Source organism: Ventrimonas faecis, assembly GCF_040096075.1.
Classification (GTDB): Bacteria; Bacillota; Clostridia; order Lachnospirales; family Lachnospiraceae; genus Brotaphodocola; species Brotaphodocola faecis.
Window position 1 is genome coordinate 45,772 of record NZ_JBBMFJ010000029.1, and the last position, 6,663, is coordinate 52,434.

Here is a 6,663-nt window from a genome sequence, read left to right on the forward strand (position 1 = left end):
CTCCTACTGTTTCTCAATCTTGTAACCGACACCCCAGACTACTTTTAAGTAGCGCGGCTCCCGCGGGTTGATCTCAATTTTTTCACGGATGTGGCGGATATGTACGGCCACCGTATTGTCGGCGCCGATGGCTTCCTCATTCCAGATCTGTTTGTAGATTTCATCGATGGAGAAAACCTTGCCGGCGTTTTTGGTCAGAAGAAGCAGGATGTTGTATTCAATAGGAGTCAGCTTGATGGGTTCGTCATCTACAAATACTTCCTTGGTGTCGTCATTGATGGTGAGACCGCCGCATTTGTATACATTTTCGTTGCTGCCCTGGCTCATGTTGCCCAGCTGGGTGTAGCGGCGCAGCTGGGATTTGACCCGGGCCACCAGCTCCAGTGGGTTAAATGGCTTGGAAAGGTAATCATCCGCGCCAATGTTTAAGCCCAGGATCTTGTCGGAATCTTCGGATTTGGCGGAGAGGATAATGATCGGGATGCTGCTGGTCTCGCGCACCTTTAAGGTGGTGCGGATGCCGTCAAGCCCCGGCATCATGACATCGATGATCATGAGATCCGCATGTTCCGTTTCCAGAATTTTTAAGGCATCGTAACCGTCATAGGCCTTTAAGATGTGAAAGCCCTCTCCGGTTAAGTAAATATCTATCGCATCGACGATCTCTTTGTCGTCGTCACACACTAAAATAGTCTGCATGATTGTCCTCCTTTGGCAGGTATGCTATGGTATGGTAGCTGCGTGCTGCTTCCGCGTTTCGTCACAGAAGCGGTACGTCTTTTAGTATATATCAAAAAGGGCCTTACCGCAATCGGCAAGACCCTCTTCTTTTTGGTTCCTGTTCACACACAGTGCAGACAGGAACCGTTTGACCTACTGATAATCACATACATTCAGCCAGCTCTGAAGCAGTTCTTTTTCTTCCGGACGTTTCTTCGTGAGCTGTGCCGCAGCTACCAGAGGCAGCCACTGCTGTACATAGCGTTTGGCGGTACCGGTCTTTTCGCAGAACAGATCCATGTATTTTTCTGCCGCTGCCTGATCGGTCAGGCAGAACAGAAGATACGTTCTGGCCACGTCTGCGCTGGCGTTACCCTGGGTTGCGTGAACCCAGTCAACCACATACATGGTGCCGTCTTCCTTCACGATGATGTTGTCCGGCTGGAAATCTCCGTGACACAGCTTGATGTGCTTTGGAGTGCTGTCAAGGCGGGTAAGAAGATCGTAACGGTTGACAGGATCTAATTCTTCCATCTCAGAGATCTGCCGCGCCATTTTGTCTTTTAACTTGTTCAGTAATGGACAGGTCTTGGAATGAATCATCAGCTGCAGTTCAACCATCTGATTCAGATATTCGTCGCGCTTATCCGGTTTTTCCTTCATAAGCTCTGTGAGTGTCTTACCTTCGATGTAGTCCCGGGTGATGGACCAGCAGCCGTCTTCTTCGACAGAGACTGCCTGGATAGACGGAATGTTGATGCCGCCAATGGCCTCAACTCGTGCGCTGATCAAAGCTTCATTTAAAACCTCTGCTTTCGGGAAGCCCTTGCAGAAAACTTTTACCGCTTTATCGCCATCGCGATAGACACTTTTGGTCGCGTTTTTGGAAATTAACTCTCTTGCCATACGAAACTCTCCTTCCTTATATTATGTTGCTGATGCTTACCGTCAGTTTTAATAACCGGATCATCAGGTAGGTCGTTTCCTATTTTACTACGAAATGGAAAGAATGTCATCCACTTTTTGATAATTTTTTAACGAAATACAAGACCTGTTTTTGCCATTTTCAAACAGGATGTGTTCCTGCTTATTATGAGAAGCGGAGAATTGCGGTTCCATATGCCGGCAGCGGCAGGGATATGGAATACGGCTGGCCGTCGCATTCGGATTTGACTGCTTTTAAGACAGGAGCCTTCTCGCCGGTTTTGTAAGCGCCGTGTTCATTGTCCAGAATCAGCGTGTAATTGCCGCGTTTCGGTACGCCGACCCGGTAATCCGGCCGTGCCACCGGAGTGAAGTTGCACACGAACAGCAGGCTCTTTTTGTGATTCTTTGCGTAGCGCACGAAACTGTAGATGCTGCGGTCGCCATCGTTGGCATTGATCCAGGAAAAGCCGTCCCAGTCATCATCGGACTCGTAGAGCGCCGGGTGTTTCTGATAAATATGTAACAGGTCGCGCACATAGTTCTGGAGATCCTTGTGCAGGTCTTCCTCTGTCAGATGCCAGTCCAGACTGACTTTTTCATCCCACTCATGAAGCTGACCGAAATCCTGGCCCATGAATAAAAGCTTCTTGCCCGGATGTCCCAGCATGAAGGTATAACCGGCCTTCAGGTTTGCAAATTTATCTCCGAAGAGGCCCGGCATCTTGTTGATCATGGAGCACTTTAAGTGAACGACCTCATCGTGGGAGAGTACCAGGATGAAGTTTTCACTGTTAAAGTAGGTGAGGCCAAAGGTCATCTTGTGGTGGTTGAATTTGCGGAAGTACGGATCTAATTTCATGTACTCCAGGAAATCGTGCATCCAGCCCATATTCCACTTGAAGGTGAAGCCCAGTCCGCCTTCTTTTGGATCGTGGGTGACGAGCGGCCATGCAGTGGATTCCTCGGCAATGACCATGGCGCCGTGTCCGCGCTGTGCCACAACGCTGTTTAAGTGACGGAAGAATTCGATGGCTTCCAGGTTCTGGTTGCCGCCGTAGCGGTTCGGGACCCATTCACCGTCCTTGCGTCCGTAGTCCAGATACAGCATGGAAGCCACGGCATCGACGCGCAGTCCGTCTACGTGGAACTGCTCGATCCAGTAGAGAGCGTTGGCAATGAGGAAGTTAGAGACCTCATGTTTCTCATAATCAAAAACCTTGGTACCCCAGTCCGGATGTTCGCCCTTGCGCGGGTCTGCGTACTCGAAGAGGGCCTGTCCGTCAAAATCCGCAAGGCCGTGGGCATCCCGCGGAAAATGGGCCGGAACCCAGTCCAGGATGACGCCGATACCTTTTTTGTGCATGTAGTTTACAAAGTATTTGAATTCCTCCGGGGTGCCGTAGCGGGAGGTGGGAGCGTAGTAGCCGGTTACCTGATAACCCCAGGAGCCATCGTAGGGATGCTCCGCGATGCCCATCAGCTCTACATGGGTGTAGCCCATTTCTTTCACGTAAGCAGCCAGCTCAGCGGCCGCTTCCTTATAGGTATAGTAACCGTCTTTCTCCGGGCGGTTTTTCTTTTTCCAGGAGCCTAAGTGCACCTCGTAGATACTCATGGCCGCTTCTCGTGGGTTGGTGGCCTCACGCTTCTGAACCCAGATGCTGTCACTCCAGCGGAACGAGTCGTTGAAGGCGGTAATGGAGGCAGTTCCCGGACGGTACTCGGCGTACTGGGCAAAGGGGTCTGCCTTGAAGATTACCTTGCCGGTCTGGGTGGTGATGGCGAATTTATACAGCTCACCCGGCTTGATGCCCGGAACGAAGCGCTCGTAAATGCCGGAGGTCTCTAACACCTGCATGGGGCATGCATCCGGATCCCAGTTATTGAAGTCGCCAACTACACTGACGGATGCGGCATGGGGAGCCCATACAGCGAAATAATAGCCGGTTTTGCCATCGAAAGTTTTCGGGTGGGCACCAAGTTTGTTGTAGATCTCATAGTGGGTGCCCTCTCCGAACAGGTAACGGTCACCGGCGGTGATAAAGCCGGTCTCGGTCTGCTTTTTCTTATCTCTGACTGCCATAAGGTCAATCCTCCCTGATCTTTAAGACAACACTGCTGTTGCCCGGTAATGTAAGGTTTAATTTTCCGTTCTCAACTGGAATGATGGAACCATCCATCAGATTTTCTGCCTGGGACGCGCGCAGCGGGACCGGAATGGAAAGGAAGCTTTCCTGGTCGTCACTGTTGGCTGCGGTAATGCAGACACTTTCCTGTGCGTGTCTGGCGAAAGCATACTGCCGGTTGGTGAGCAGAAGCTCCTGATAACGCCCACCGTGGAATTCCGGCTGCTCCGTATGAATACGGGCAAGCTTTGCAATCAAATCTGTAAGATCACTGTGTTTTGCCTCGCCCTCTTCCAGGGTAATGCAGGGCCGCAGGGCTGCATCGCTTTCGCGGGTGCGGGTGCCTTCCAGCGCCCATTCGCCTCCGTAATAAATAGAAGGAATGCCGGGAAGGGTAAAGAGCAGTGTCCATGCCAGAGGCAGATGCGCTTTTTTATTCAGTTTGCTGGCAATACGGTTTTCATCGTGATTGTCCAGAAACGTGTAGAGCTTTGTGCCGATGGCTTCCAGTCTCCGTACATTGTGGGCAATCTCAAAGAAGTTATGGTCATTGAGCCCGGAATAGAGGCTCTTATGTAATTCGTAGTTGGTGACGGAATGGAGCATGCCATCGTTCACCCAGCGGTCATATTCGCCGTGGATAACTTCGCCCATGAGCCAGAAATCCGGTTTCATGGAAGCGGTCTGGGCGCGCATCTCCTGCATGAAGCCGAAGTCCATGACGTTGGCACAGTCTAAGCGGATGCCGTCAATGTCAAATTCAGAGATCCAGAAGCGGATGACATCAAACAGATACTGCTTTACTTCCGGATTCTGTAAATTCAGGCAGGGCAGCTCGAAATGCCCCTGCCATGCCTCGTAGCCGAAGCCATCATTGTAAGGGCTGTTCCAGCCAAAGTTTACACCCTTGTACCAGCCGCAGTAACGGGAGCCTTCGCGGTTTTTCTGAATATCCTGGAACGCGAAGAACTCGCGGCCGGTATGGTTAAATACTCCGTCTACGACTACTTTGATACCAGCTTCGTGGCAGAGCTTTGTGAAATGCCGGAAACCTTCGTTGGTGCCAAGCCGGCGGTCCACAAGCTTATAGTCTCTGGTGTCGTAGCCATGGGAGGAGGACTCAAAGAGCGGTCCGATGTACAGGGCGGTGCAGCCTAAGGCTTCCATGTGGGCAACCCATTTGTCCAGCTCCGGAAAGCGGTCGGCTGCGGCGTCTTCGGTGTTGGCGAATGGCGCCCCCAGCATACCCAGCGGGTAGATGTGATAAAATACTGCTTTTTCATACCATGATGCCATAGATATCAAGTCCTCCTGATTGCATAGTTTCGTTTTGCTAAAAATCCAGCCGTTCCAGAAGCTTGAAGCGCCGGAGCAGAAACTGATAGCGGAGCCAGACTGCGTTCAGCTCGTAGATACAGCAGTCGATCAGCGGCGGGTCTGTCACCTGGTCGAACTGGTTTAATAAGGATTCCATTTTGTGCTGTGTCTGATGGATCTCTGCTTTTAGTTTCATGTTTTCACGGGCCGCTGCCTGGCGGCAGTCGTTTCGCGAAAAGAATGGTCCGTTGTTTTTCATAGATTTACACTCCTTTTGGAATGTAGTATCTGGAATGAGTGGAAAAAATATACGTTATTTCTGTTCCTGGCTGAAAATCTCTTCGACCAGGTAACCCAGTTTCATCAGCTGTCTTGTGCAGTCCAGAAAGGTGAGGCGGTAGTAGTTGGAAGTACCGGACTGGGTCACCTCCACCAGCCCGCAGCTCTTCATAATCTTTAAATGATGGGAGATAGCCGGTCTGGACAGATTGGTCTGCCGGGTGATCTCGTTGACGTTCAGCCCTTCCGTGTGGCCGTTCTGGGAGGCAATGCACAATGCTTCGATGATGCTTAAGCGGACCTCATCTCCGAGGGCGATAAACAGCGGCATACAGCTGTGAAACAGTTCCTGTAGTTCTTTGGAGTCCGCCATAAAAACCTCCTTTGGTTTAAAAAATTGAACTAAGTTCATTCTATCACGATTGATTGGTAACGTCAACCAAAAACAAAAGGATGAAAACAACATTTTTCGTCAAAATGTCCTATAAAATGCACAAAAAAAGGCTGCCGCAAAATTGTCTCCGACACGTTCACATATCGTTGTTCGCGTGCTCTCACTTACACATGTTCGAGATGCGTACAACCTGATATGTGGAACGTTCTGGAGACAATTTTGCGGCGGCCCTTTTCCAATATGCCTTTACTGATCGAAGTCGGTTTCAAAGACACCTTCCGGGGTGCGCATGGTGAGGATGCCCAGATTAAATTCCTCATCGGAGATGGTGATGTGGTACTCAAAAACCACATCCTCTTCAAATTTGGAGAGGACAACATACTCGCCGTTTTCTTTTCCCTCAATCTGGTCGCAGATGTCGTTGTAGACAGCCTCGCCGGAGATTTCCCGCGGGTAGCCGGATGCCTTGATTTTTGCCTCAATGGCTTCATATAATTCGTTCATGGTGATGATACTCCTTTTTTTGCTTTCAAGTGTTTTTAGTATAGCATTTCGGACGGTCCATGTCCAATTGTTTCCGTGGTGGAACTGCTGCTGTCGAACCCTGTCGTTTTATGCAGATGCTGTGCATTGACGGACAGCGGAATCTTGGATATGATTAGTCCACAATCAACGCATCATTCCGATGCAGAATCCTTTGGACGTTCCTTTTATTCTGGTCCGTCCAAAGGGTTTCTAATAGTATTGTTTCTGAAAGCATGGGGCTTTTGGATATCAGCCGTTTCGGCAGAGTTTTCATTTTTTGTGAGTTTTTTAGAGCACACGTAACTGTTCAGTAGGTCTGCGCATTCACTGCGCTGACCGTATGAAAACATGGGCTTGCAGGCAAAAATCCCATTG

Annotated in this window: 8 protein-coding genes; all 8 read right to left on the minus strand. The window is 50.1% G+C overall.

The window, feature by feature from the left end:
* Positions 1-3: 3 nt before the first annotated feature.
* Positions 4-699, minus strand: coding sequence for a response regulator transcription factor (locus tag WMO41_RS12795; protein WP_349230082.1), 696 nt, complete (start codon positions 697-699; stop codon positions 4-6).
* Positions 700-873: 174 nt separating this feature from the next.
* Entirely contained in the window at positions 874-1,626 is a 753-nt protein-coding gene (locus WMO41_RS12800; RefSeq protein ID WP_349230083.1) for a phosphotransferase family protein, read from the minus strand.
* A gap of 184 nt (positions 1,627-1,810) precedes the next feature.
* Entirely contained in the window at positions 1,811-3,730 is a 1,920-nt protein-coding gene (gene glgB, locus WMO41_RS12805) for a 1,4-alpha-glucan branching protein GlgB (RefSeq protein WP_349230084.1), read from the minus strand.
* Between the two features lie 4 nt (positions 3,731-3,734).
* Positions 3,735-5,069: an alpha-amylase family glycosyl hydrolase gene (locus WMO41_RS12810; RefSeq protein ID WP_349230085.1), complete on the minus strand. Its 1,335-nt coding sequence runs from the start codon at positions 5,067-5,069 to the stop codon at positions 3,735-3,737.
* Positions 5,070-5,106: 37 nt separating this feature from the next.
* Positions 5,107-5,349 carry a DUF2508 family protein gene (locus tag WMO41_RS12815; RefSeq protein WP_349230086.1) on the minus strand — a complete coding sequence of 81 codons (243 nt, stop codon included), beginning with the start codon at positions 5,347-5,349 and terminating at the stop codon, positions 5,107-5,109.
* Positions 5,350-5,403: 54 nt separating this feature from the next.
* Entirely contained in the window at positions 5,404-5,742 is a 339-nt protein-coding gene (locus tag WMO41_RS12820) for an ArsR/SmtB family transcription factor (protein ID WP_349230087.1), read from the minus strand.
* Between the two features lie 267 nt (positions 5,743-6,009).
* A complete protein-coding gene (locus tag WMO41_RS12825) occupies positions 6,010-6,267 on the minus strand; it encodes a hypothetical protein (RefSeq protein WP_349230088.1) in 258 nt (85 codons plus the stop codon).
* Between the two features lie 206 nt (positions 6,268-6,473).
* On the minus strand, positions 6,474-6,663 hold a 190-nt coding region (locus WMO41_RS12830), incomplete at its 5' end, for a hypothetical protein (protein WP_349230089.1).